The 26,603-nt window shown below is 50.3% G+C and carries 20 protein-coding genes, 1 tRNA gene and 3 rRNA genes; 16 read left to right on the top strand and 8 right to left on the bottom strand.

Translation table 11 applies throughout. The features are described 5' to 3' along the window. The first annotated feature begins 16 nt into the window (after nt 1-16). From E3U44_RS12925 to E3U44_RS12935, 3 genes are all read left to right on the top strand, one after another. The gene (locus tag E3U44_RS12925) at nt 17-994 is read left to right on the top strand and encodes an HpcH/HpaI aldolase/citrate lyase family protein (RefSeq protein WP_134358576.1); all 978 of its coding nucleotides are present in this window, start codon (nt 17-19) and stop codon (nt 992-994) included. A 41-nt stretch (nt 995-1,035) separates the two neighbouring features. Further along, a complete protein-coding gene (locus tag E3U44_RS12930) occupies nt 1,036-2,058 on the top strand; it encodes a DUF475 domain-containing protein (protein WP_134358577.1) in 1,023 nt (340 codons plus the stop codon). A 78-nt stretch (nt 2,059-2,136) separates the two neighbouring features. Continuing rightward, nucleotides 2,137-2,715: a TerD family protein gene (locus E3U44_RS12935; protein ID WP_013033903.1), complete on the top strand. Its 579-nt coding sequence runs from the start codon at nt 2,137-2,139 to the stop codon at nt 2,713-2,715. Nucleotides 2,716-2,912: 197 nt separating this feature from the next. Here E3U44_RS12935 and E3U44_RS19355 read toward each other — a convergent pair whose 3' ends face one another. Then, nucleotides 2,913-3,074, bottom strand: coding sequence for a hypothetical protein (locus E3U44_RS19355; protein ID WP_166805079.1), 162 nt, complete (start codon nt 3,072-3,074; stop codon nt 2,913-2,915). 128 nt (nt 3,075-3,202) lie between these two features. Here E3U44_RS19355 and E3U44_RS12940 point away from each other — a divergent pair, with 128 nt between their 5' ends. After that, entirely contained in the window at nt 3,203-4,570 is a 1,368-nt protein-coding gene (locus E3U44_RS12940; protein WP_134359839.1) for a nicotinate phosphoribosyltransferase, read from the top strand. 97 nt (nt 4,571-4,667) lie between these two features. Beyond that, nucleotides 4,668-4,946, top strand: coding sequence for a hypothetical protein (locus E3U44_RS12945; protein WP_134358578.1), 279 nt, complete (start codon nt 4,668-4,670; stop codon nt 4,944-4,946). Between the two features lie 257 nt (nt 4,947-5,203). Here the strand turns inward: E3U44_RS12945 and E3U44_RS12950 are convergent, their stop codons facing one another. From E3U44_RS12950 to E3U44_RS12975, 6 genes are all read right to left on the bottom strand, one after another. Then, nucleotides 5,204-6,088: a F0F1 ATP synthase subunit gamma gene (locus E3U44_RS12950; protein ID WP_134358579.1), complete on the bottom strand. Its 885-nt coding sequence runs from the start codon at nt 6,086-6,088 to the stop codon at nt 5,204-5,206. Between the two features lie 5 nt (nt 6,089-6,093). Further along, nucleotides 6,094-7,605 carry an alternate F1F0 ATPase, F1 subunit alpha gene (locus E3U44_RS12955; protein ID WP_134358580.1) on the bottom strand — a complete coding sequence of 504 codons (1,512 nt, stop codon included), beginning with the start codon at nt 7,603-7,605 and terminating at the stop codon, nt 6,094-6,096. A 24-nt stretch (nt 7,606-7,629) separates the two neighbouring features. After that, entirely contained in the window at nt 7,630-8,391 is a 762-nt protein-coding gene (locus E3U44_RS12960) for a F0F1 ATP synthase subunit B (protein ID WP_134358581.1), read from the bottom strand. Nucleotides 8,392-8,394: 3 nt separating this feature from the next. Next, the gene (locus E3U44_RS12965) at nt 8,395-8,673 is read right to left on the bottom strand and encodes a F0F1 ATP synthase subunit C (protein ID WP_134358582.1); all 279 of its coding nucleotides are present in this window, start codon (nt 8,671-8,673) and stop codon (nt 8,395-8,397) included. Next, a complete protein-coding gene (locus E3U44_RS12970) occupies nt 8,673-9,404 on the bottom strand; it encodes a F0F1 ATP synthase subunit A (protein WP_134358583.1) in 732 nt (243 codons plus the stop codon). The genes E3U44_RS12965 and E3U44_RS12970 overlap by 1 nt, the downstream gene beginning before the upstream one ends. 64 nt (nt 9,405-9,468) lie before the next feature. After that, entirely contained in the window at nt 9,469-10,626 is a 1,158-nt protein-coding gene (locus tag E3U44_RS12975; RefSeq protein WP_134358584.1) for a Do family serine endopeptidase, read from the bottom strand. Nucleotides 10,627-11,314: 688 nt separating this feature from the next. On the opposite strand from E3U44_RS12975, the gene E3U44_RS12980 reads away from it, so the two are divergent. The 10 genes from E3U44_RS12980 (at nt 11,315) to E3U44_RS13025 (ending at nt 25,117) form a co-directional block, all read left to right on the top strand. Beyond that, nucleotides 11,315-12,859, top strand: a 16S ribosomal RNA gene (locus tag E3U44_RS12980). Nucleotides 12,860-13,038: 179 nt separating this feature from the next. After that, a 23S ribosomal RNA gene (locus E3U44_RS12985) occupies nt 13,039-15,943 on the top strand. A gap of 68 nt (nt 15,944-16,011) precedes the next feature. Beyond that, nucleotides 16,012-16,126, top strand: a 5S ribosomal RNA gene (rrf, locus tag E3U44_RS12990). The 16S, 23S and 5S rRNA genes sit together here, the layout of an rRNA operon. Nucleotides 16,127-16,418: 292 nt before the next feature. Next, a complete protein-coding gene (locus E3U44_RS12995) occupies nt 16,419-18,260 on the top strand; it encodes an ABC transporter ATP-binding protein (RefSeq protein WP_206054790.1) in 1,842 nt (613 codons plus the stop codon). Nucleotides 18,261-18,366: 106 nt separating this feature from the next. After that, complete coding sequence (locus E3U44_RS13000; RefSeq protein WP_240761463.1) at nt 18,367-19,776, top strand: phospholipase D-like domain-containing protein; 1,410 nt, start codon at nt 18,367-18,369, stop codon at nt 19,774-19,776. A gap of 102 nt (nt 19,777-19,878) precedes the next feature. Continuing rightward, entirely contained in the window at nt 19,879-21,228 is a 1,350-nt protein-coding gene (locus E3U44_RS13005) for an aldehyde dehydrogenase family protein (RefSeq protein WP_134358586.1), read from the top strand. A gap of 15 nt (nt 21,229-21,243) precedes the next feature. After that, the gene (locus E3U44_RS13010) at nt 21,244-23,082 is read left to right on the top strand and encodes a DUF885 domain-containing protein (RefSeq protein ID WP_134358587.1); all 1,839 of its coding nucleotides are present in this window, start codon (nt 21,244-21,246) and stop codon (nt 23,080-23,082) included. Between the two features lie 234 nt (nt 23,083-23,316). After that, nucleotides 23,317-23,832, top strand: a complete 516-nt coding sequence (locus E3U44_RS13015) for a hypothetical protein (protein WP_134358588.1) — start codon at nt 23,317-23,319, stop codon at nt 23,830-23,832. Nucleotides 23,833-23,902: 70 nt separating this feature from the next. Beyond that, nucleotides 23,903-24,475: a peroxiredoxin gene (locus E3U44_RS13020; protein WP_134358589.1), complete on the top strand. Its 573-nt coding sequence runs from the start codon at nt 23,903-23,905 to the stop codon at nt 24,473-24,475. Nucleotides 24,476-24,793: 318 nt separating this feature from the next. Next, a complete protein-coding gene (locus E3U44_RS13025; RefSeq protein ID WP_134358590.1) occupies nt 24,794-25,117 on the top strand; it encodes an EF-hand domain-containing protein in 324 nt (107 codons plus the stop codon). Nucleotides 25,118-25,395: 278 nt separating this feature from the next. Here E3U44_RS13025 and E3U44_RS13030 read toward each other — a convergent pair. Beyond that, nucleotides 25,396-25,482: transfer RNA gene (locus E3U44_RS13030), tRNA-Leu, on the bottom strand. 83 nt (nt 25,483-25,565) lie between these two features. On the opposite strand from E3U44_RS13030, the gene queA reads away from it, so the two are divergent. Further along, on the top strand, nt 25,566-26,600 hold the full coding sequence (gene queA, locus E3U44_RS13035) for a tRNA preQ1(34) S-adenosylmethionine ribosyltransferase-isomerase QueA (RefSeq protein WP_134358591.1): 1,035 nt from the start codon (nt 25,566-25,568) through the stop codon (nt 26,598-26,600). Nucleotides 26,601-26,603: the final 3 nt, after the last annotated feature.

Raw genomic sequence — 26,603 nt, forward strand, 5'->3', positions numbered from 1 at the left:
ACCTTAAAGAAAAGCCATGTATCAGTCGCAACTTCAGAGGAGTCAACCGGCTATAAAGCCCTATCCGGTGGGGGCACAAATACCTTACTACATGGAATTGGGCGCCACTCTTTATATGCCCGCCACTCGGCAGGATATTGGAAAAATTCTTAATCAGCAAAAACTCACCGGCCTACGTTCGGCCGTTGTTTGTACTGAAGATTCTATCTTGGAACAAGAGTTGGCTCCTGCTCTTACTAATCTGCAGTTAGTATTAGAACAACTCCGTTCTTCCTCCATGCTAAGGTTTATTCGTCCTCGTAATCCTGAGGTGTTGTCTCAATTAATACGTATTCCTGAAATTAGGAGGATTGATGGGTTTGTGCTGCCCAAGGTCAATGAGCAAAATTTACCCTTTTATGCAGAAATTGCTGCTAGAATTCCAGAATTGCTGTTAATGCCTACCCTTGAAACTGAGGTGGCTTTTAGCCGAAGACGACTTGAAGCGTTGCGTAATAAATTGTCTGAAGTGGGTAATCCCATTTTGTGTCTTCGAATTGGTGGTAATGATCTCCTGCGTTTATTAGGGCTAAGGCGACCTAAGCAGTTGACAATATATGATACGCCGCTGAGAAACGTGATCAATGATATCATTCTAACTTTTCGCCCGGCTGGTTATGCACTCTCTTCCCCTGTTTTTGAATACCTTGATAATCATGACACTTTGCAGCGTGAAGTTGAGTTGGATATCGTTCATGGGTTGCTCACCAAGACGGCAATTCATCCCACCCAAGTTCCTGTGATAGAAGCGGCTTATCGTGTTTGTCAAAAAGACATGGATTTGGCGCAACAGGTCCTAAAGGAAGGGGCTCCGGCAGTATTCAAATTCAATAGCCAAATGGTCGAACCGGCTACCCACTACGCTTGGGCGGAACAGTTACTGCTACAAGCGGAGCTTTATGGTGCATGCTGTGAGCAGCCAAATGGTTGTCTCTGTCCTCCAAAATCTTTTTAACGACACCTCGTGCTATAAAATTATTAATTTATCAATCACTTATGAAATATTTTAAGTATTCCTTCTTAGTGACTATCGTGGGGCTGATTGCGGCTTTTTTATGGGGAGGCCCTACTGGTCTATTTATTGCTGCTATCTTAAGCATTCTTGAAGTGAGCCTGTCCTTTGATAATGCGGTGGTCAATGCTTCGGTGCTTAAGGACATGGACCCCAAATGGCAAGTCCGTTTTCTGACTTGGGGGATTCTCATTGCTGTGTTTGGCATGCGTTTGGTCTTTCCCATTGCCATTGTCGCCGTGGTAGCAGATATTGGAATGCTGGAAGTGGCGCAGATGGCGCTCAATGATCCAGAGACCTATTCAACGCATTTACTTGCCTCTCATGTGGAGATTTCCGCTTTTGGCGGTATGTTCTTGCTGATGGTCTTTCTATCCTTTTTGCTCGATGAGACTAGAGAGCTGCATTGGTTGGGCATTGTGGAAGAGAAATTAGCCGGTATGGGTAAGTTAGAATCCCTTGAGATCGTTATCGCATTGGCGGTGTTGTGGGCCCTACAGGGTTTCTTGCCTCCGGAGGAAAAATTGAGCGCCCTGCTGTCAGGGATCAGCGGTATCATGCTCTTTGTACTGGTAGGCAGTGCGTCTAGGTTGTTTGAAGAGGAGGAAAAGGGAGAGGCAGTCGTTCATGCAGCAAGGCATAGTGGATTGATGGGTTTTCTTTATCTTGAAGTACTGGATGCTTCTTTCTCTTTTGATGGTGTCATTGGGGCTTTTGCGATTACCAAAGATGTCATCATTATTATGCTAGGTTTGGCTATTGGTGCCATGTTTGTTCGCTCTATCACGGTATACCTGGTACGTAAGGGAACCTTGGATGAGTATGTTTTCCTTGAACATGGTGCCCATTATGCTATCGGTGCCTTGGCTTTCATCATGCTCGCAAGCACAAAAGTCCATATCCCTGAAGTGGTTACCGGGTTGATTGGAGCGGCTTTCATTGGCTTGTCTTTGTTTTCTTCTGTTCGGTATAGAAATAAACATCAATCACAAGAAACAAGGATCTGAAGGGGAATTTATAAAGATCTCTCTTGGTTTAAATGAAAGTAAATTTATCCACAGCGAATTTGCTCTATAGGAGGGTATATGCCAGTTAAGCTAGTCAAAGGCCAAAAAATCTCTCTTGAAAAAGAAAGTGGTGGGGCCTTAAGTCAGGTGGTGATGGGGTTGGGTTGGGATGCCGCAGGAAAAAAGGGATTTTTTGGCTTTGGTGGCGGTCAGCAAATTGATTTAGACGCTTCTTGCGTGCTCTTTGACGAGGCAGGCAATGTGGTTGATACGGTCTGGTTCCGGCAGTTGCAAAGTAAAGATGGGAGTATCACCCATACGGGAGATAATCTCACAGGGGAAGGGGAGGGCGATGATGAACAAATCATTGTAGATTTGACTCGCGTACCCGCAAATGTCAAAAGTTTGATGTTTGTTGTCAATAGCTTTACCGGTCAAAACTTTAGTCAGGTTCAAAATGCCTTTTGCCGCCTGGTCAATCGCAGTAACAACGCTGAAATCGCCCGTTATGACTTAAGTTGCCAGGGGGATCACAGCGCCCAAATCATGGCCAAAGTCTACCGTCATAATAATGAGTGGAAGATGCACGCTATTGGTGAAAATGCAAGCGGAAGGACTTTTAATGACTTGCTTCCCGCGATGCGTCCCCATGTGTAATTTTAGGGGCTGTGTTCCTATGTTCCTATGTTCCTAGGTAAGATGATATAAGTTCAACAGAGGGCTTTCTCCGGCGCGCTATTACCTCATGCGGCCGGAGGAAGCGGCTCCCCCCTTTTAAAGATATCCCCCAGCACGGCTCCCAGCCTCTCTTCCGATAGGGGGCGATAAAGATCCTCAAAACTCACTGCTAATACTTATTTACGGGGTGATTGCCTCCACAATATAAATGCGGTGATAAAGGCAATGATAAAAATGAGGACAAAGGCTTCTGTAAATTGAGCCCCTGCAATGCCCAAAACTGCTAATAATGCAGCCACAATAGCCACGATAAGGGAAAGTATTGCAAGTGACGACACCAAAATCTCCTGAATATGGATTATAAAGTAAGCTTTACTCAGTGTCTGGAATATCAACTGTAATAGCTATAATTTATAATTTAAGTTTAGGCGAATAAAAATAGTTTAAAAGGTATTAGCGGAGAATGATGTCTGAGCAACAGGGTAATATGCCCCATCAAAGCGCATTGTTTACCGATCTTTATGAACTGACCATGATGCAGTCTTATTATGCGGAAGGGATGAATGCCGTCTCCGTGTTTGAATTATTCTTCCGCAAATTGCCTCACCATCGCAATTTTGTGATGGCAGCAGGGCTCGATGATATTCTGAATTATCTTGAACATCTCCGTTTTACGGACCAGGAGCGGGACTGGCTTAAGGCACAAGGAGGATTTAGCCAGCGGTTTTTGGACCAGTTACAGGAGTTCCAGTTTACCGGTGACGTATTTGCCGTGCCGGAGGGTACTCTGGTGTTTGAAAATGAACCTGTCGTACAGGTGATTGCGCCGCTTCCAGAAGCTCAATTGGTGGAAACCTACCTACTCAATCAAATTCATTTACAGAGTGTTGTGGCTACCAAGGCGGCGAGGGTGGTGAGCGCAGCTCGGGGTCATCGGGTGGTGGATTTCGGTTCACGGCGTGCCCATGGGACGGATGCGGCCCTAAAGGTCGCCCGCACCAGTTATCTTGCTGGAGCTAGCGCTACTTCCAATGTTTTTGCCGGCCGCCATTATAATATTCCGGCTACAGGGACAATGGCCCATAGTTTCATCCAAGCCCATCCTGATGAATATACCGCCCTAAAGGCTTTTGTTCAGGAATTTCCGGAAACCACCTTGTTAGTGGATACTTATGATACTTTGGCAGGGGTTCGTAAGGTTATTGCGTTGGCAGAGGCTTTGGGCCAGGACTTTAAGGTTAAAGCTATCCGGCTGGACTCAGGGGATTTGGGCAAATTAGCCAAGGAATCACGCCGGTTGCTTGATGAAGCCGGGCTGAATCAGGTCAAGATCGTGGCTTCCAGCGGGTTAGATGAATATAAAATCCAAGCGCTGCTGGAAGAGGGAGCACCTATCGATGGGTTTGGGGTGGGAACTCAACTGGCTGTCTCGGGCGATGCGCCGGAGCTCGATTTCTCTTATAAATTAGTCGAATACGCCAACCAACCGCGGACCAAGTTGTCTTCTAGCAAGGAACTCTTACCTGGCCGCAAGCAAGTGTTCAGATTCTTTGAAGCAGGCCAGATGAAGTGGGACGTGATTGCTCGATTTGATGAAACTTTAGAGGGTCAGCCCTTGCTTGAGCAGGTGATGAGTCAAGGCAAACGGCTTGAGCGGGGACAGGTCTCCCTGGAACAAGCCCGTGAGCATGCCCGGAAGCAAATGGAGGCTTTACCTCCTGAATTCCATGCTTTGCAATCCTTGAAACAGGGGTATCCGGTGACGGTTAGTGAGGCTTTGCGTCAGGCTAATGAACAACTGCAGCATGAATTGGAAGCGGAGCTCAATAGCTGAGCGAGGTGGGGTCTTATATTTTCCTTTTTTTAGGAAGTTGAGAGAAGGGAAAAGAGCAGAGAGATAGGTTGATTATGCGCCCCATCTCCCTGCCCCAATGCTTCACGCCTCAACTTTGCCCGCCATTTTTCTGGGAATAGCGCTGGATAAGATCATCGATACTCTCGTTCACACGGGCGCGTTCGGTGCGGAGCCGTTCTTGGTCGACAAGACACGGCGGTTTGCGGAAGGAGAACGTATTAAAGAATTTGAAAGCTTCCAACAGCAGACTGAAAAAGGTCTCGAGATACTAGAGGCAGCCCCTAGCCTCGATAGCTTACGTCAATTGCGCAGCAATAGGCTAGAAGCGCTTAGTGGTGATAGGGCAGGGGAATAGAGTATCCGGATTAATAAACATTAGGACCGGCCCGGAGTTATGGATGAATCTACAGAAGCAGTACGAACTCCGTTTGGCCAATCAGCGAATCGCCCAGGAGATCGAGCAGATTCCGACCCATGCTTAGGGGGTACCCTGATAAGGGTTAGATAACTGTATCCGCCGAAAGCCCGCTGTTGAAATCTGAATACCCAGGGAGGAGACCAAAGGTCCTGGGGCATTGGAAACGGTCACCGGCTGAGTTTTGAGGCCATTGTTCAAGCTTTTCCCCCGGTCAGGGCCTCAAATCCTGAAACGACATCCAGTAACTCGGTGGTAATGGATTCCTGGCGGACTCGGCGAAATTCGGTAATGATCTCATCAAGGCGCTCGTCTAGATTTTTTTCAGCCGCTTGCATGGCTGCTAAACGGCTGCCGTGTTCACTGGCCTGAGACTCAGCGCAAGCCCGAAAGATGGAAACGAAAAAGTACTGCTGCAGGAGGGAAGAGAGCAGGTGTTGGCGATTCATGGTGAAAGTAGGTAATACCTTGGAGGGCCAGTGTGTTTCTTCCTGGCGATGAAAGCGCCGCAAGTCGACAGGCAACAATTGCACTCCTGTGGGTTGGTAACTGGCGCTTGATAAATGGCGATTATAAAAAAGATAGATATATTCTATCCCGCTAGTTTGGCGCCATTCATCGATTTTCAATAATATTTGCCGAACGGTGGCAGTAATGCGGGAGGCGGAACCGGGAACCAGAAAGTCTTCTTCCACCAATTGGCCTGCTTGCTCTAGCTGCGCCGCTGCCCGGGCACCTACTACCAGCACTAAACGTCCTTCTGGCGAGGCTGGCGAAGCCCGCATCCGTTCCAGGCTATAAGCCGCAATGTCCTCGTTGAAGCGACCGCAGAGGCCATGGTCTGAACCGAAAACAATAGCGCCTAACCGGCGATTTTTTCGGCGGTGGAGTTCAGGGTGCTGCCTGTCCCCCAAGGCTACGTGGAGTCCCAATTCCACGGTGCGATAATAGTCGGCTAGGGCCTCTACGGCCTTCTCGTATTGGCGGATACTCACCGCGGCAAGGGCCTTCATGGTGCTGACAATGGAGCGCAGATCTTTAAAACTTTCAATCCGCTGCTGGAGTTGTTCTGCGGTTTCCATAGTTTCTAAGATGCTGTTTTATTGATAGCTTCTCTGGCAGTGGTCACCAGCCGGTCCCACTCTTCCGGGTCCAACTTGCTTCCGGCTTCGATTCGCTCACAGATCTCAGGCAGTTGTTCAAGCACCGCTTGGCGAATGGCCCTTTCGGCTTTCGGCACCTCCTCTAAGTCTAAGGGATCAAATAGTCCTGCATTGACTCCATTGAGTACCGCGATTTGTTCGGCCATCCTGAGAGGTTCATGTTCGGCCTGTTTTAATATTTCCCGTACCCGTCGGCCTCGTTCAATGGTCTGTCGGGTGGCTTCATCCAGGCGGGTGGCAAAGCGGGCAAAAGTCTCCAATTCCTCAAACTGAGTGTAGGAGAGCCGAAGATCTCCAGCCACTGCCCGGTGGGCCGGGAGCTGGGTTTTCCCGCCTACCCGGGAGACTGATTTCCCCACATCCACCGCTGGCATCAGGCCCTTGTGGAAAAGCTCTGGGGAGAGATAAATCTGTCCATCCGTGATGGAGATCAAATTGGTGGGGATGTAGGCGGAAATATCCTGGGCCTGGGTTTCGACAATGGGCAGGGCCGTGATGGAACCGCCGCCCTTTTCTTGTCGCAGGTGAGTCGCCCGCTCTAGCAATCGAGAATGGATATAGAAAATATCCCCCGGGTAAGCTTCACGGCCGGGGGGACGCCGCAATAATAGGGAGAGTTCCCGATAGGCCCGGGCATGGCGAGTAAGGTCGTCATAGACGACCAGCACATCCTGGCCCTGTTCCATAAAGTACTCTGCCATGGTCATGGCAGCATAGGGGGTGATAAATTGGAGACCGGGAGGATCTTCTCCGGAAGCCACTACCACAATGGAATAGCGGTTGGCCCCTTGACTGCGCAGTTCATTGATTACCCGGGCAACAGCGGTTCCTCGCTGGCCAATTGCACAGTAGATGCAGATGACTTCCTTATCCCGCTGATTAAGAATAGTATCGACTGCTACTGTAGTTTTACCGGTTTGGCGGTCGCCTAAAATAAGCTCCCGCTGGCCGCGGCCAATGGGGATTAAAGCATCTACTGCTTTAAGGCCCGTTTGGAGGGGGATGCTGACCGGAGCGCGATCCATAATGGCCGGGGCGTCCCGTTCTATGGGGCGGCGCTCACTGGCCTGCAAGGGACCTCCATCATCCAGTATCCGCCCGGTGGGATCAATCACTCGGCCCAGCAGGCCTTTACCGACCGGGGCGTCGGTAAGCCGGCCGGTGGCATGGACTTCAGCCCCGGCGGTCAGTTCGGGGCTATCGCCAAGCAGGGCGACACCAATTTCTTCCGGTTCCAGATTGATGGCAATCCCCAATAGATTCCCAGGAAAGGCGATCAGTTCTTCCATGGTGATGCTAGGCAATCCTTTTATTCGGGCGATCCCCCCACTGACCTGGGTGACTGTTCCGGTTTCTCGGAGCTGCAGGGCAGGGACGTTTCTTTCTAGCGCTGAATTCAAAGCCGCCCGAGTGCCATCCAGTATTTGTTCTAACATGTTGAGGTCACTCTTTATTCGAGTTTAGCCGGTAGAGGGTTTTGCGGAGTCCAGCACCGTGGTCATTTGGTTTTCCAGGGCATCCAGGTATTCTGCTAGGGTCCAACTGATTTTGCGACCCTCGGTATTCAGTTCGATTCCACAGAGGAGCTCAGGCGATTGAGTATAGTGGATATCGGTATGGGGCATGAGGTGCTCGTGTACCGCTTCTGTGACTTTATCACGCAAGTTCTGGCTAAGTTCGAAAGAGGTTGTGATTCGAAGCGCCCCGGGAGTTTCCTTGAGGGCTTGTCGATCCGCTTCATCCAAAGACTCAAGGCGGGTGAGAAAAATCCCAACCATTTGTTGCTCTAAGGTGGTATCGGCTAAATCTGCCAGGGCAGCACGGGTGGTCTTTACCATTGTTTCCCCAGTCTGTTTTTTAAGCGCCTTTAAAAATTCTTGTTTTTCCCGCTCTACTTGTTGCAACCATTCTTTACGGGCGGTTGCCACTTCCTCTCGAGCCTCATTGAGGAGGTGTTGACGCTGCGCTTCTGCTTCTTCCTTGGCTTTGGCTATTAACTCATCCCGCTGCTGCTCTAAGTTCTGGGCTTTTTCACGGTAGTGTTGAGCCTCTTGGCCTGCCTCTTGCTCCCGCTGCTCGGCCTTCTGAAGGCGGTTAGCGATACGCTGTTGGCGCTGCTCCATGGCCGTAATAACCGGCTGGTAGAGAAAGCGTTTGAGAAGATAGACAAGAACGAGAAAATTGACAATTTGTGCGCTGACCGTGATCCAGTCGATCTGCATCCATCAGCCTCCAGCTTGGGAAACGGTATAGTCCCAGAAAGGATTAGCGAAGATCAGGATCATTGAAACCACAAAACAGTAGATGGCGGTTGATTCCACCATAGCAAGACCGACGAATAAGGTGCGGGTAATAGTGCCGGCTTCGTCGGGTTGCTGGGCGATGGCCGTTAAGGCCTGGGCGACCGCCCGGCCTTCACCGATTGCCGGCCCAATGGAGCCAATGGCAATGGTTAATCCCGCAGTAATGATGGAGATCATGCCGATAAGAGAAAAATTCTCCATTAGGAGCGCTCCTGTGTTTCGTTAGATGTTGCCTGTTCTTTTTCCGGCAGCCCGTTTGCTTCTCGATGATGGGCTGAAGTGGCCGAAGCGATGTACACCATAGCCAGTATGGCAAAGATATAAGCTTGGATCATCCCGGTTAGTAGACCTAGGAGTTGCATCACAATGGGAAAAAAGAAGGGAGTGAGGCTGATCAAGATAGCGACAATGACGGTGCCGCTCATGATATTGCCATAAAGACGCACTGCCAGGGCGACAGTGCGGGAGATTTCCCCAATGATATTAAAGGGCAACATGAGGAGCGTTGGTCTAGTATAATGCTTGAGGTAGTTAAGAGGCCCCTCATAGGTGATGCCATAGAGGGGCACGGCAAGGAAGACGCAGATAGCTAGCGCTGTGGTCGTGGAGAGGGAACTAGTTGGAGGTATAAAGCCTGGCACAATAGTCAGCAGGTTAGAAGTCCCAATGAAAAGGAAGAGGGTCCCTATAAAAGGCAGATAGCGCCCTGGCTTCTGGTGGCTGACTTCCTGGATCTGGTCGCGCACCCCGATAATCAGAACTTCTAATAGAGTTTGCCAGCGGGAGATGCTAGTGCTGCTGGAAAGGGGGCGGGTAATTAACCAGGAATTTCCCACCAGTAGCAACATTACAATCCAGCTGTATAAAAGAGTCCCATTGAGGGAGACCGGTCCCCAGGACCAAAGCACGATATTATCGGGACTGATAGTCATGGTGTTAATCTCTTAATTATTAGGGTATAGCCTGGGGAGATTTCAATAGGCTAGGTTACGGTGGTTATTGTTCGCCAACCTCAACTGTGAGTGCTTGTTTTTCACCCTGGCGGATGATTTCAACCGGGACCTTAATCCCTGGCTCGGTAGCCGCAACTTCACGGGAAAGGTCCTGTAATGATTGAACCGATTCCCTGCCGAAATTGGCGATCACATCACCGCGCTTGAGTCCTGCTTTATCTGCGGGGCCTCCTTCTTTGACGTCCACAATGAGGGCTCCCTGCACCTCAGGGAGATTAAAGGCGGCTGCAAGGTCCTCATCCAGGTCCTGGACCACCACGCCAAGCCATCCGCGTACTACTTTTCCTTGAGTCCGTAGCTTCTCAGTAATGTCACGAGAGAGGTTGCTGGGAATAGCAAATCCGATGCCAATATTCGCACCCGTCTGGCTAAAGATGGCGGTATTAATGCCTACCACTTTCCCCTTAAGGTTAAGCAGTGGTCCCCCGGAGTTACCTGGATTGATCGAAGCATCCGTTTGAATAAAATCATCATAAGGACCCTGGCCAATAACCCGACCGGTAGCACTCACTATTCCTGCGGTAACAGTCTGGGAAAGGCCGAAGGGATTGCCAATGGCGATCACCCAGTCTCCCACTTGGAGCTGGTTGGAGTCGCCGAAGTTAAGAGTCGGGAGTTTCCTGTCAGGCTTGATTTTCAAGATGGCAAGATCAGTTGCTGGATCTGAGCCTAGAATCTGGGCTTTAAATTCCTTTTTCTCAAGGCGGATAATGATTTCCTCTGCCCGATCAACCACATGATGGTTAGTAACAATTAGGCCCTCGGCATCAATTATAAATCCAGAGCCCAGACTTTGCCGCTTGAAGGTCTTGGGCATATCGGGGAAGAAGCGTCGAAAGAATTCCTCAAAGGGATTTTCTTCCCCAAAGGAATCAGGCCCAAAAAAGGGATGCCCTTCAGGAGTCTCAATCGTTTGGGTGGTTGCGATATTGACGACGGCAGGTTTTGCTTCGGCAACAATATCTGCGAAAGACGGCAGCAAGGCTTCCCGGCTAGCTTGTGGCTTGGAAGGGGCTCTGGAAGTCTCCGTTGGGGGTGCCAGAGGTGATTCTTCTTCTGAAGAGCAACCGAGCAATAGTAGTAATACGGTGTAGAGGAGGAACGAGAGGAGTACTCTCCATTCTTTTCCCTTTATCAACATAAAGCCCCTCCATTGCAACCTAAGCTATAAAATATAAAAAGTTTAGACTAAGTTATTGATTATTAGCGGTACTGAAACAGAGGCCAGTTTCTCCTTTTGATGATTTGTTATAACGATCAATTGCTTACAATATATTAAAAAGAAAAAACTTGTCACCCGGTTGGTTCTATGATTTAAAGTTAGGGGGAAGGGTTTGGGCCAAAGGGATTGGCTTGAAGGACTAAAGGTTGATTAAGGAATGTAAAATACCCTTTGTTATTATTGTCATATTCAGGTAACATTTATATAACTTTCCTGGCGGCATTCAAGCTTACAGGGACGAGGCAGAGGGAAAGATAAATGTTGGCAAAGGGATTTACCAAGTGCTATAATTTGCAAATCGAACTTTCCTTGAAGCAGCATATTTCTTGCTGCTGAAAGGTGCTGGTTAAGCAGAGATGCTGTACTAGTAGCCTTGATTTAAGATTTATGAAATTATAAGGATCCGCTCATCTAGGGTAGCCGGGCGGAGAGTTTCCTTAGTTCTTTAAAAACTTGATGAGATGCAAGTAACAAGTAATTTGTGTGGGCGCTCGCGTCGATGGGAAGCTGTGCTCAAAAAAGCTTTTCGATGCAGTAACCTCAATGTTATTTGAGGAAGTTTGTATCGAGCACCATATACGTCACATTTATGTGACGACTAAAGATTCAACTGAAGAGTTTGATCATGGCTCAGATTGAACGCTGGCGGCATGCTTAACACATGCAAGTCGGACGGCAGCAGCGTCTAAGTTTACTTAGGCGGCTGGCGAGTGGCGGACGGGTGAGTAACGCGTAGGAATCTGGCCTCTAGAGGGGGATAACCCGGGGAAACTCGGGCTAATACCGCATACGCTCTGAGGAGGAAAGCGGGGGACTTTCGGGCCTCGCGCTAGGGGATGAGCCTGCGTCCGATTAGCTAGTTGGTAGGGTAAGGGCCTACCAAGGCGACGATCGGTAGCTGGTCTGAGAGGACGATCAGCCACACTGGGACTGAGACACGGCCCAGACTCCTACGGGAGGCAGCAGTGGGGAATATTGGACAATGGGCGCAAGCCTGATCCAGCAATGCCGCGTGGGTGAAGAAGGCCTTCGGGTTGTAAAGCCCTTTCAGTGGGGAAGAAAAGCGGTGTGTGAATAGCGCATCGTGTTGACGTTACCCACAGAAGAAGCACCGGCTAACTCCGTGCCAGCAGCCGCGGTAATACGGAGGGTGCGAGCGTTAATCGGAATTACTGGGCGTAAAGGGCGCGTAGGCGGTTTAGTAAGTTGGGTGTGAAAGCCCTGGGCTCAACCTGGGAATTGCACTTGATACTGCTGAGCTAGAGTGTGGTAGAGGGAGGCGGAATTTCCGGTGTAGCGGTGAAATGCGTAGATATCGGAAGGAACACCAGTGGCGAAGGCGGCCTCCTGGACCATAACTGACGCTGAGGTGCGAAAGCGTGGGGAGCGAACAGGATTAGATACCCTGGTAGTCCACGCCCTAAACGATGAGAACTAGACGTTGGGAGGGTAAGCCTTTCAGTGTTGTAGCCAACGCGATAAGTTCTCCGCCTGGGGAGTACGGCCGCAAGGTTGAAACTCAAATGAATTGACGGGGGCCCGCACAAGCGGTGGAGCATGTGGTTTAATTCGATGCAACGCGAAGAACCTTACCTGGTTTTGACATCCTCGGAACCCTGCAGAGATGCGGGGGTGCCTTCGGGAGCCGGGAGACAGGTGCTGCATGGCTGTCGTCAGCTCGTGTCGTGAGATGTTGGGTTAAGTCCCGCAACGAGCGCAACCCTTACCTCTAGTTGCCAGCGGTTAGGCCGGGCACTCTAGGGGGACTGCCGTTGACAAAACGGAGGAAGGTGGGGATGACGTCAAGTCATCATGGCCCTTATGGCCAGGGCTACACACGTGCTACAATGGCCGGTACAGAGGGTGGCCAAGCAGTGATGCGGAGCTAATCTCAGAAAGCCGGTCGTAGTCCGGATTGCAGTCTGCAACTCGACTGCATGAAGTCGGAATCGCTAGTAATCGCGGATCAGCAATGCCGCGGTGAATACGTTCCCGGGCCTTGTACACACCGCCCGTCACACCATGGGAGTTGGCTGCACCAGAAGTAGGTGGCTTAACCTTCGGGAGGGCGCTTACCACGGTGTGGTCAATGACTGGGGTGAAGTCGTAACAAGGTAGCCGTAGGGGAACCTGCGGCTGGATCACCTCCTAAAAAGTTTAGCACGCTAAACTAGGTCGTGAGTGCTCACACAAATTGCTTGCAGTATCTCACTCAAGTGGTTGTAATTGCTCTTTAAAAACGAGGGGAAGAGAAGTTCAAGGCGAGGCAAGCGAGGAGCTTGCGAGGTATGTTGGCGAGAATGATATAGCCCAGGTTGTTTGGGGTTATATGGTCAAGCGAATAAGCGCATACGGTGGATGCCTTGGCGGTAGGAGGCGAAGAAGGACGTGGTAGTCTGCGAAAAGCCTCGGGGAGCCGGCAAACGGGCGATGATCCGGGGGTATCCGAATGGGGGAACCCACCTAGTTGAGGCTAGGTATTGCATGCTGAATATATAGGCATGTGAGGCGAACCTGGGGAACTGAACCATCTCAGTACCTAGAGGAAAAGAAATCAACCGAGATTCCCTGAGTAGCGGCGAGCGAAAGGGGAGCAGCCCAAAAGCCTGTAGGATTTTAGTGGAACGGATTGGAAAGTCCGGCCGTAGACGGTGATAGCCCGGTACACGAAAGGGTGTTACAGGTGAAGATGAGTAGGGCGGGACACGTGGTATCCTGTCTGAAGAAGGGGGGCCCACCCTCCAAGGCTAAATACTCCCTACCGACCGATAGTGGACAAGTACCGTGAGGGAAAGGTGAAAAGAACCCCGTAGAGGGGAGTGAAAGAGAATCTGAAACCGTATGCGTACAAGCAGTGGGAGCCTTCTTAGGGAGGTGACTGCGTACCTTTTGTATAATGGGTCAGCGAGTTACTTTCAGTGGCCAGGTTAACCGAGAGGGGAGCCGTAGGGAAACCGAGTCTGAATAGGGCGGCTGAGTCGCTGGGAGTAGACCCGAAACCGGGCGATCTAGCCATGGCCAGGGTGAAGGTGGGGTAATTCCCACTGGAGGCCCGAACCCACTGATGTTGAAAAATCAGGGGATGAGCTGTGGTTAGGAGTGAAAGGCTAAACAAGCTCGGAGATAGCTGGTTCTCCCCGAAAGCTATTTAGGTAGTGCCTCATGTATCACTCCTGGGGGTAGAGCACTGTTTCGGCTAGGGGGGCGTATAGCCTTACCAAACCGAGGCAAACTCCGAATACTGGGAAGTGGGAGCATGGGAGACACACGGTGGGTGAGAAGGTCCATCGTGGAGAGGGAAACAGCCCAGACCGTCAGCTAAGGTCCCGAAATTATCGCTAAGTGGGAAACGATGTGGGAAGGCGAAGACAGCCAGGAGGTTGGCTTAGAAGCAGCCATCCTTTAAAGAAAGCGTAATAGCTCACTGGTCGAGTCGGCCTGCGCGGAAGATGTACCGGGGCTAAAGCGATATACCGAAGCTGCGGGTATGAGTCCTCTGCGGGGGATTTATGCGGTAGGGGAGCGTTCCGTAGGCTGTAGAAGGCGTGCTGAGAGGCATGTTGGAGGCATCGGAAGTGCGAATGCTGACATGAGTAACGATAAAGGGGGTGAGAGGCCCCCTCGCCGAAAGCCCAAGGGTTCCTGCGCAACGTTAATCGGCGCAGGGTGAGTCGGTCCCTAAGGCGAGGCCGAGAGGCGTAGTCGATGGGAAACCGGTTAATATTCCGGTACCTGGCATAACTGCGATGGGGTGACGGAGAAGGCTAGGCTGGCCGGGGGTTGGAAGTCCCGGTTTAAGCGTGTAGGGAGCGTTCCTAGGCAAATCCGGGGGCGCGTATTCCGAGGCGTGATGACGAGCTCTTATTGAAGGGCGAAGCAGTTGAGGCCCGGCTTCCAGGAAAAGCCTCTAAGCATCAGGTTATGTGAGACCGTACCCGAAACCGACACAGGTGGGCGGGGAGAGAATCCTCAGGCGCTTGAGAGAACTCGGGTGAAGGAACTCGGCAAATTGGCACCGTAACTTCGGGAGAAGGTGTGCCTCTGGTACGTGAAGGACCGAGCGTCTGGAGCGGAAGGAGGTTGCAGTGACCAGGTGGCTGCGACTGTTTATTAAAAACACAGCACTCTGCGAACTTGAAAGAGGAAGTATAGGGTGTGACGCCTGCCCGGTGCCGGAACGTTAAGTGATGGGGTTAGTCGCGAGGCGAAGCCCTTGAACGAAGCGCCGGTAAACGGCGGCCGTAACTATAACGGTCCTAAGGTAGCGAAATTCCTTGTCGGGTAAGTTCCGACCTGCACGAATGGCGTAACGATGGCCACACTGTCTCCACCCGAGGCTCAGTGAAATTGAAATTGCTGTGAAGATGCAGTGTACCTGCGGCAAGACGGAAAGACCCCGTGAACCTTTACTACAGCTTTGCACTGGACTTTGAACCTGCTTGTGTAGGATAGGTGGGAGGCGAAGAAGCCGGGACGCTAGTTTCGGTGGAGCCGACCTTGAAATACCACCCTGGCATGTTTGGAGTTCTAACCTAGGCGCGTTATCCGGGTCGGGGACAGTGCATGGTGGGTAGTTTGACTGGGGCGGTCTCCTCCTAAAGGGTAACGGAGGAGCGCGAAGGTACCCTCAGCGCGGTCGGAAATCGCGTAGTGAGTGCAAAGGCAAAAGGGTGCCTGACTGCGAGACGGACAGGTCGAGCAGGGTCGAAAGACGGTCTTAGTGATCCGGTGGTTCTTAGTGGAAGGGCCATCGCTCAACGGATAAAAGGTACTCCGGGGATAACAGGCTGATACCGCCCAAGAGTTCATATCGACGGCGGTGTTTGGCACCTCGATGTCGGCTCATCACATCCTGGGGCTGTAGCCGGTCCCAAGGGTATGGCTGTTCGCCATTTAAAGTGGTACGCGAGCTGGGTTTAGAACGTCGTGAGACAGTTCGGTCCCTATCTGCCGTAGGCGTTGGAGATTTGAGAGGGGCTGCTCCTAGTACGAGAGGACCGGAGTGGACGGACCTCTGGTGTTCCGGTTGTCACGCCAGTGGCATGGCCGGGTAGCTATGTCCGGAGGGGATAACCGCTGAAGGCATCTAAGCGGGAAGCCCTCCTCAAGATGAGATCTCCCAGGACCTGCGAGGTTCCTGAAGGGTCGTTGGAGACGACAACGTTGATAGGCGGGGTGTGGAAGCGCAGTAATGTGTGAAGCTAACCCGTACTAATGGCCCGTGAGGCTTGACCATATAACACCCAAGCAAGTTGGGTGGATTGCCAGAGAGAGCAGACTTCCCCCAAGAGAGAGCAGTTTTTGCCTGGTGGCCATAGCGAGTAGGTCCCACCCGAACCCATGCCGAACTCGGAAGTGAAACTACTCAGCGCCGATGATAGTGTGGGGTTGCCCATGTGAAAGTAGGTCACCGCCAGGCATCTTATATCTTCGTTAAACCCCCGATTGAAACCCTCAGTCGGGGGTTTTGCTTTATGGGGGTATTTTTTTTCGCTCTTTACCCGTCTTAATTCCTCTTTATTAGAAAAATTCCAATTTAAGCAGAACTCTTCGATATCACAGCATTTCAGCGTAAAATATTAAATTAGATTTTGTCTCGCTTTAGACGATGGTTATGCCACCTGCCATCGCTCTCAAACTCCTGCCAGGGGGTGAATTTATCCGCTCCCATGGGGTCGATAGGTTTTCTTTTTTACTAGAATTTTTTCGAAATGAATCAAGCAGTAAATAATGGCCTTAAGTCTCCGGTGGCGCCATTACCAGCCCAATCCTCAGAGAATACCTATAGCTGGAAATATATATTAGGAATGGCACTGGAGCACCGCCGTAAGCTGCTCTCTGCCCAGCTGATTGCTATACTAGCTGCGCTTATGAGTGTCCCCATACCCATGCTCATGCCCCTTTTGGTTGATGAAGTATTATTGGAGCAATCTGGGATTATCGTATCGACTATTAATGCTCTTTTTCCGTCAACTTGGCAGGGGCCAATTTTCTACGTACTAGCGGTATTGGCATTAACTTTGCTGCTGCGCCTAGGATCGATGTTATTAGCGGTGTGGCAGATGCGTCAGTTCATCCATATTGCCAAGGACATCACTTATCGCCTGCGCAAAGACCTGCTGGCCCGCCTTAGGTGGGTTTCTATGGCTGAATATGAAACATTGGGTAGCGGTGCTGTGGCCTCTCACTTTGTAACTGACCTAGATACTGTAGATCAGTTTGTGGGTATCACCATCAGCAAGTTTATTGTGGCCGTGCTGACGATCATTGGCGTAGCGGCAGTTCTGCTTTGGGTAAATTGGCAGCTTGGATTATTGATTCTATTGATGAATCCTCTCGTGATTTATTTCACGATGGTTTTGGGAAAGCAGGTCAAACATCTGAAGCACAAAGAAAATACAGCTTATGAAATTTTTCAGGGTGCCCTCACTGAGACTTTAGATGCTATCCAGCAGGTTCGGGCTGCCAATCGGGAACGGCATTATGTCCAACGTCTTATGGATTTAGCCCAGAGGGTACGGAATCACTCCGTTGCCTATGCATGGAAAAGCGAGACAGCTAATCGGTTATCCTTTTTGGTGTTTCTCTGCGGTTTTGAGATATTTCGAGCCACCGCGATGCTCATGGTCGTGTTTTCTGATTTAACCATTGGGCAAATGTTTGCCGTATTTGGCTATCTATGGTTCATGATGGGGCCCGTGCAAGAGGTGCTTAACATTCAATACTCCCTCGCCAGTGCAAAGGGAGCCCTAATGCGTCTCAATCGATTGCCCGCCTTAAAGAAAGAGCCCCATTATCCCCATCGTCAGAATCCTTTTATTGGCAAGCTTACCACCAGTGTATCTCTGCGAGATGTATGTTTTGCTTATGGTAATGGTCCCCGGGTATTGGATCACGTCAGCTTAGATATCCAGGCAGGGGAGAAGGTCGCCTTAGTAGGGGCCAGTGGCGGCGGCAAAACGACTTTGGTCCAAGTGCTATTAGGGTTATATCCTCCCCAATTTGGCACTTTGCTTTTCGATGGCGTGCCGGTTACCGAGATCGGTCTCGATGTGGTGCGGGAGAATGTGGCTACTGTGTTGCAATATCCCGCCTTATTTAACGATACTGTGCGGGCTAATATTACCCTAGCTCGGGAGATGCCCGATGAGCTTCTTTGGCAGGCCCTGGAAATGGCCCAATTGCGCGAGATAGTGGCAGGAATGGACCAGGGATTGGATACCATGGTCGGACGCCAAGGGGTCAGGCTCTCTGGTGGTCAACGCCAGCGCTTAGCTGTTGCCCGGATGATCTTGGCCGATCCTAAGGTGGTGATTTTGGATGAAGCCACCTCGGCCTTGGATACAGAGACTGAGGGTAAGTTACATCAGGAATTGGGGAAATTCCTTGCTGGACGGACTACAATTATTATTGCCCACCGTCTCAGTGCTGTGAAACAGGCAGAGCGGGTCTATGTCTTTGATGGGGGTCGCATTATTGAAGAAGGTCACCATGACGAGTTGATTCGTAATGACGGTCTCTATGCCAGGCTCTATGGTGCAGCACAGACTTGAAATTTCTCTTTTTTAATCCCCAAGTGGTAAGTTTTTAAAAATAAAAATTATTTCCACCGATGGCGCATTAAAAATACGATAATCTTGCCCCTATATGCTCGGCGGGTTGATAGTTCTTTTTTTTCATTTTATTGCTGCGCCGTTTGCGGTTGTCCATGCTTTATTATTCAAACGGGACCATCGCGCCGCGCTCGGCTGGATCAGTGTTTCGATTTTATTTCCCATCGCAGGTCCCTTACTCTATTTTTTTTTCGGTGTTAACCGTATTCATCATAGTGCGAGGGAAGTTACAGGATGGAAGTCCACCTTGCCCTATTTTGGTTATGAGCGGGGTGAGGTCTTTCTGCCGCAAGAACTGCCACCGAAGAGTGATGATCATCCGCTAGCCCATGTGGGCTGGCGCACGACGGTAACCCCTCTGATAGGGGGGAATAAGGTTACTTTTCTCGAGAACGGCGATGCTTTCTATCCGCGGTTGATCGAGGCTATCAAATCCGCCCAGGCACGGGTTTGGATTTCCAGTTATATTTTCTCTGGCAATGGTATTGGTATGGAGATTGCCGCTGCTCTTATAAATGCCGTGAAACGGGGAGTGGACACGCGTGTATTGGTAGATGGTGTGGGGGCTTGGTATTCACTGCACAGTTTGCGGCGGCGGCTACAGGATATGGGAGTTCGATATGTTGAGTTTCTGCCACTGCGACTGCTGCCACCATCACTTCATATCAACCTGCGCAATCATCGCAAAATCGCGGTTATCGATACGGACTATGCCTTTTTTGGCGGACTGAATATTGATGATCGCCATTTTGTCGCAGCCCCACGGATTGATAATCCTCATAAGGATGTGCATTTTGAACTGTACGGCCCTGCGGCGGTTAGTTTAGCCGAAGCTTTTGCCCGCGACTGGTACGCCGCTACCCGTGAAGTGCTCGCCGCCAGGATCGGTAAAGGGGAAGAACGGGGTAATGCGCGCGCGCGGGTCATTGAAGACGGTCCAGACGAGAGCTTAGATCGATTAGCCATGACTCTCATGGGCTTAGTCGGCGGGGCGCGCCAGCGGATTCGCATTATGACGCCTTATTTTCTCCCCCATCGTGAATTGATGGGTGCCCTCCAGGGTGCGGCTGTTCGCGGTATCAGGGTAGAAGTTTTGCTCCCGCAGCGATCTAACCTGCGTTATGTGGATTGGGCCACTCAGCACTCATTGTGGGAGTTATTGCAGTGGGGGGTGCGTGTTGGCCTTAAGCCTCCGCCATTTGCCCATAGTAAGCTTTTTATGGTGGATGATGACTATGTGCTGGCTGGCTCAGCAAATCTGGACCCGCGCAGTTTGAGGCTGAATTTCGAAGTGGGAGTGGAATTATTCGATACCGCGCTAGCGGCAACTGTCAATCATTATCTTGATGATGCTTGGAAAGACGCGCAGATCCTGCGGTTGGAGGATTTGGACCAGCGCTCTATCCCGGTCCGGTTGCGGGATGGCTTCTTTTGGCTATTTTCAGCTTACCTATAATTGCAAAAGCAAAGCTGCTACGCTAATTAATGTTTTAACAACATTTATGAAATTGGTTTAAAAGTGGCTGATCCTGACTTTTTATTCCCTGGCAGAGACAAAATGCGGTCCTTTTTTGCCGATGGCAATACCCGCGATGAGGAGTTTCGTAGGCAGCAACTACAAAAATTGCATCGGATAATTTCTGGGCATGAAAAAAAAATCACTCAGGCGCTAGCGGCTGACTTTGGTAAGCCGGTGGTGGAGACCTATGCCAGTGAAATTGCTTTTTTATACCAGGAAATTCATCATACTCTTAAATATCTCCGCAGGTGGATGAGACCAGAGAAAGTATCTACCCCCCTGGCACTTCAACCGAGTAAAAGCCGCGTATATTCTGAACCTAAGGGAGTCGTTCTGGTCATTGGTCCCTGGAATTATCCTTTTCAATTAACCTTAGCCCCCGTCGTGGCTGCCATGACCGCTGGTAACTGCGTGGTGATTAAACCTTCGGAACTCACTCCCCACACTTCAGCCTTAATAAAAAATTTAATCAGCAACCATTTTCCACCAGAATACCTCACTGTGGTGGAAGGAGAGGGTGGTAAAGTCGTTCCAGAATTAATTGAGAATTATCCCTTTGATCATATCTTTTTCACCGGCTCATCCCGTGTGGGATCTATGATTGCGGAACAAGCGGGCCGTCATCTGATTTCCACCACCTTGGAACTCGGGGGGAAAAGTCCAGCCATTGTAGAGCCTTCTGCGGCTTTTGGGGTGGCAGCCAAGCGCTTGCTTTGGGGTAAGTTTTTTAATAGCGGGCAGACCTGTGTCGCTCCCGATTATCTTCTCTTAGATAAAACGGTGGTTGATCCCTTTATCAAAATCCTAAAGGAGACTTTATTAACATTCTATGGCGATCCTTCTCAGCCTAGTCAGCACCTTGCTCGAATTGTAAATGAGGGGCGTTGGAAGACCTTGGTAAGCTATCTGGAACAGGGCAAAGTCTTATATGGCGGACAACACAGTTTGGAAGAGCGCTATATTGCTCCTACCCTGTTGCAAGTGACAGACTTGTCACAGCCCGTCATGCAAGAGGAAATTTTCGGCCCTATTTTACCTATAATCACCTATCAAAGCAGATCGGAAGCGTTAGATATTATTAGAAAGAATCCTTATCCCCTTTCTTTTTATCTTTTTACCGGTGAAAAAGAAAGCCAAGATTTTTACTTAAATCGTTTCCAGTTTGGTGGAGGCGCCACCAACAATGCCATGGTTCACCTGAGCAATCCCGACTTGCCTTTTGGTGGAATTAATCAATCTGGACAAGGGCGTTATCATGGCTATGATGGGTTTGTCACATTTAGTAACCGCAAGAGCGTGCTCCATAGTGGTACCTGGTTTGATCCTAGTTTTAAATACCCCCCTTACTCTGCAAGCGCCTTGAAGTGGTTTCGTCGTTTATTGGGATAATTTATTAAGACTAAAATGGGCTTCAAAGCTATTTTTCTTACCGCTTTGGCGGTTCTGCTGTTAGTCTGCCAGCCAGATACTAGCCGTGAGGCCATCGCCTCAGATGAGGCTAATATCAATGGGGAAGCATCGGTCCAGGTTACCAAACGGCTGCGCCAGCTTTTCCAAGACGAATGGGAACGCTACCTGCGGGAAAACCCTGTATTTGCCTCTTCCCTGGGGGATCGCCGTTACAATGATGAGTGGGGCGAGCATTCCCTGGAAGCCATTCGTGCCAGTCACGAAGCAGATCAAAAAGCCCTAGCGCAACTTTACGACATTAACCGGGCGGTATTGCCCAAAAAAGAAAAGCTCAACTATGCTCTTTTTGAGCAGCAGCTGAAAACGAAGATTGAGGGTTTTCAGTACCGGGCTTTTCTCATGCCCCTCGATCAACAAGGGGGCGTTCAGACTCTACACCAAGTGGCCGAGCGCTTACGTTTCCAGAGAGAGCAGGATTTCCGCGATTGGATTGTGCGGCTCAATCAAATTGACCGGGTTGTTGAGGAGACCATGGCACTCATGAAGAGGGGGTTGGCGGAGGAGCGTGTCCCGCCAAAGATCATCATGGAACGGATTCCGGATCAGATTGCCCACCAGGTCGTTACTGAACCAACAAAAAGCCCCTTCTACCAGGTTTTCAGAAAGATGCCGGAAGGCATTTCGGCGACCACTCAAGCCGAGCTACGGCAAGAGGCAGAACAGGCCATTGCCAACGTCGTTGTTCCTGCCTACCGCCAGTTTCAAGTATTCTTCAATCAGCAGTATTTGCCGAATTGCCGTGAAGTTGTAGGCGCTCATGGGCTACCGGATGGTAACGCGTTTTATGCTTATCGGGCTCGCCAATTCACAACCACCTCGTTGACGCCGGAGGAGATTCATCAAATTGGTCTTCAGGAGGTTGCCCGGATTCGGAATGAAATGGATCAGCTCATCAGAGAGCTGGAGTTTGAGGGCGATTTCGAGGCCTTCCTTCATTTTTTGCGTACCGATCCCCAATTTTATTACCAAGAGTCGGATGCATTGTTGGCAGGCTATCGGGCCATCGCGAAAAAGATTGATCCTGAATTGGTTAATCTTTTCGGTAAGTTGCCCCGCATACCCTATGGGGTGAAGCCGATCCCCCGTTCCTCTGCACCGGATCTGCCTACCGGCTATTATCAACAGCCGGCCGCCGACGGCAGCCGGGCTGGCTATTATTACGTTAATCTCTACAAGCCGGAGGTGCGCCCAAAATATGAAATGGAAGTGCTTACCCTGCACGAGGCGGTGCCCGGCCATCATCTTCAGATCGCTCTCCAGCAGGAATTGGGAGAGCTGCCGAACTTCCGGCGTTTTTCTGGTTTTACGGCCTTTTCGGAAGGCTGGGGGTTATACGCGGAAAGCCTCGGTGAAGAACTGGGAATCTATCAGGATCCCTATTCTAAATTTGGCCAGTTGACCTATGAGATGTGGCGGGCAATCCGGTTAGTGGTGGACACTGGAATACATGCCAAGGGTTGGACTCGGAAGCAGGCCATTGATTTTTTTAAGGAAAATTCGGCCAAGACAGAGCATGACATTATCAATGAGATCGATCGCTACATTGCCTGGCCAGGCCAAGCCCTAGCTTATAAAATTGGCGAGCTTAAAATCCAGGCGCTACGCCAGGAGGCCCTGGAAAAACTTGGCAAAGACTTTGATATTCGCGCCTTCCATGATCTAGTGCTTAGCAGTGGTTCCATTCCCTTAGATATCCTAGAGTGCAATGTCGAGCAGTGGATTGAGACCGAAAAAAAAGCAATTAACCAACAGAGTGCCGACCAATCCCAGTAGCCCCCGGGGTTGTATTAAAGCTATGGGGTGATATTAGCCTTTTTATTTTCGAGTGGGAAGAGGAAGAGTGTGTCCTGGAGTTGTTTACGAATAGCTTGACAAACCTACCTGCACTGCTTTACTTGATTAAAAAAGTAACGGTAATGAAAGCCGTAAACTCACAAAATTCAGTTGTAGTTGATTAAAGACTGAAGCGATATTGGCCTGCAATAATTATTAGAGGGGGAGAAAAGTATGGCTGAATTAATAAATCGCATAGTGAGACGGACTCAGGCAGTGATAGCAACTGTTCTGCTCTTGGCCTTTTCTGCCCTAGGCTTTACGCAGATGACTAGCCAAGGAGGGAATATAGAGCCGCAGGCGGTGGAGAATGTAGAAGCACTTCTGGACAAAGAGGCTCGCTATTACGGCCAAATTGTCACTGTACCGGGAAAAGTAAAAGACGGTATTGTTCCCCATACTCCACGCACCTTTATTCTTGAAAGTGGTGGATTTTTCAATGATGAGATAGTTGTGGTAATACCGGCCAATTTGATTGAAAGAGGGATCTCCGTGAGGGAAGGGTCTGAAGTGAGGGTTACAGGGACTGTGTATCCTATTAATCTGGAGGCTATTAAGGATAAATATAGCAAGAATCTTACGATAGGCACCCAGGTCAGACTTGAAACCATGGATGCTTTTTTGATTGTTGATCGCATCGAATACCAACAAACCAAAACCGCGGAAACTGAAACAGTTGCAGCTGAGTGATTTTACTACTCTGAACACAGTAGTTTTGTCGGTGATAGGAAAATTTGACACCCTATAAGGAGAATAGAACATGCCCGTCATTGAACACGTTCCTCATGCCATATTCAAAACCCGTGTCCGGGATGAATCGGTTAAAGATCCCAATCCCTATCGCTGGCAGGACACCACCAGCGAGGAAATCTTTGCTGGGAAGAAGGTCATTGTCTTCTCCCTGCCTGGGGCCTTCACCCCAATCTGTTCATCCAACCACCTGCCGCGTTATGAAGAACTTTACGACGAGTTTAAGGCTTTGGGCGTGGACGAAATTTATTGTCTTTCAGTGAACGATGCCTTTGTCATGTTTCAATGGAGCAAGCATGTAGGGGCGAAGAACGTCAAAATGTTGCCTGATGGCAATGGCGAGTTTACACGCAAGATGGGGATGTTGGTGGATAAGAGCAACCTGGGCTTTGGTCTGCGTTCCTGGCGTTACTCGATGCTAGTGAATGATGGCAAGATTGAAAAATTGTTCGTGGAGCCTGGCTTATCTGATAACTGCCCCACCGATCCTTTCGAGGCCTCCGATGCTGATACCATGTTGGCCGCCCTCAAGGGGGAAGAACCGGCTGGAGTATCGGAGCCGCGTCATGCATTTATCGGCTGAGCTTTGAAAACTCATCTGCTTATTCTGTTTCCCTGCGACCACTTCTTCCATGATCTGCCGTTCTCACGCACAAAGCGGGCGGCGATTTCTGCTTCCTTTTTTTGCTCGCCCTGGCTTTTCAGGGCTTGGGCGAGACATGCCTTAAGGCGCACCTTGAGTAATTCGGTGCAACTGAGTCCTATTGCCGTTCCGTAAGAGGGGTAATCCGCTATGTCCTTTCACCTTGTGATGTGTGGAGAAGTTTCTACCCTTTAATTTAGAAGGAAGGCATGCTTGTGTGATTTCTGTAGATGGATGACTGAAAGGAGGAACTTCAGGATGCTTGCGAAATACAAGGTAATGAGCTCTTCCCTCTTGCTTGGAGGGGTTTTCTCACTGGTTTTAATACCCGCCTTTGCGCAGACTGTCATACCGCATAGGATCATAGGTGGTAAAGAAGGAGGGGCAACAGAAAAGCAGGAAATGCACAAAAATTTGTTCCAAAAGCTGGATAAAGATGGTAATGGGAAGCTCAGCAAGGATGAATTTGAAGAGGCCAAGAAGGAAAAGTTTAAGCGCAAGGACAAGGATGATGACGGCTTTGTAACTCAGGAGGAGTGGCAGGCCGCCGCTAAGGAACTCATGAAGAAAGATAAGAAATAACATCACCGCGGAGCACAGGGAGGCTGCGGGGAATACTAGAGGGAAGAATAATAGCAGGAAAGAGAGAAGGGGGTGTCTGTGGAAAAGCCTTTTCTAAGCTGATAGATACCCTCTTCTTTGCCTCCGATCCCAGAGAGCAGTTAATGAGCCGTGCAGTCCAACAACTCTCTACCCCCGTTAGATAGAGGGGCAATAAACGGACATGGTCAGTATGTCCGAGAATCTGCAGACTCTAAAAGACCCAAGACACGCGGAAACTCTTTAAATATGGCATGTGTTGGTGCCGAGGGCGAGACTCGAACTCGCACGGTGTTGCCACCACCAGATTTTGAGTCTGGCGCGTCTACCAATTTCGCCACCTCGGCATTGCCCCCCCATTATATCGGAATTTTGACGTTCGAGAAGAGGCAAACCAGAATTTTGGCTGATAATGCTAAAATTTAGGGTTATGCAGCTAAGTGATTTTTCCTATGACCTCCCCGAGCGCTTGATTGCTCAGTATCCCCCTGAGCGGCGTGGAGAAAGCCGCTTGTTATTTTTAGATGGCGCTTGCGGCGCCCTCGGGGATCGGTGGTTTGCTGAGCTTCCCACCTTGCTATCGGAGGGAGACTTGTTAGTGTTCAATGATACCAAGGTGATACCGGCCCGGCTCCTGGGGGTTAAGGATAGCGGGGGTAAGGTGGAAGTGCTCATCGAGCGGCTTCTGGATCAGCACCGGGCTCTGGCCCATGTGCGGGCGAGTAAACCCCCTCGGCCAGGGCGCCGGCTGGTGTTGGAGCAGTCAGTGGAGGTGGAAGTCGGGGAGCGGGTTGCGGATTTGTTTGAATTGCGCTTTCAGGACCCCCGCCCCCTGCTGCAACTCCTTGAAGCGGTAGGCCGAATGCCTTTACCCCCCTATATTCACCGGGAGACAAAGCCCATTGACAGAGAGCGATATCAAACCGTTTATGCCGCCCGTCCAGGTGCTGTTGCGGCACCGACGGCCGGCTTGCACTTTAATAGGCCGTTATTAGAACAGTTGCAGGCCCAAGGGGTGGGGTTAGGCTATGTTACCCTCCACGTAGGCGCAGGGACTTTTCAGCCGGTACGGGTTGAAAATATCACAGAGCATCGGATGCATGCCGAATATGTAGAGGTGCCGGAGCAGGTCTGTGTTCAGGTACGGGAGACGCAACGGCAAGGGGGACGGGTGGTAGCCGTAGGGACGACGACGGTGCGGGCGCTGGAAAGCGCCGCGGTGGGAGGAACACTCGCCCCTTACCAGGGGGAGACAGAGATTTTTATCTTTCCTGGTTATCGGTTCCACACTGTGGATGCCTTGATCACCAATTTTCACCTGCCAGAGACAACACTGCTGATGTTGGTCTGCGCTTTTGCCGGCCGTGACCAGGTGTTGGCCGCTTATCGTCATGCGGTCAAGGAGGGTTATCGCTTTTTCAGTTATGGCGATGCCATGTTGGTTACTGGGGCGGGAGCGCGCTAACCC

The sequence above is a fragment of the Nitrosococcus wardiae genome, assembly GCF_004421105.1.
Lineage (GTDB): Bacteria > Pseudomonadota > Gammaproteobacteria > Nitrosococcales > Nitrosococcaceae > Nitrosococcus > Nitrosococcus wardiae.